Source organism: Staphylococcus gallinarum (genome assembly GCF_000875895.1).
GTDB lineage: Bacteria > Bacillota > Bacilli > Staphylococcales > Staphylococcaceae > Staphylococcus > Staphylococcus gallinarum.
Window position 1 is genome coordinate 1 of record NZ_JXCF01000059.1, and the last position, 241, is coordinate 241.

A 241-nucleotide genomic window follows, 5' to 3' on the forward strand; every position below is an offset into this window, starting at 1 on the left:
AGCGGATGAGTTGTGGGTAGCGGAGAAATTCCAATCGAACCTGGAGATAGCTGGTTCTCTCCGAAATAGCTTTAGGGCTAGCCTCAAGTGATGATTATTGGAGGTAGAGCACTGTTTGGACGAGGGGCCCTTCTCGGGTTACCGAATTCAGACAAACTCCGAATGCCAATCAATTTAACTTGGGAGTCAGAACGCGGGTGATAAGGTCCGTGTTCGAAAGGGAAACAGCCCAGACCACCAG

Annotated in this window: 1 rRNA gene; it reads left to right on the forward strand. The window is 50.2% G+C overall.

What is annotated here, in order from left to right:
* Positions 1–241: ribosomal RNA gene (locus SH09_RS12910) — 23S ribosomal RNA — on the forward strand; the annotation flags it as partial.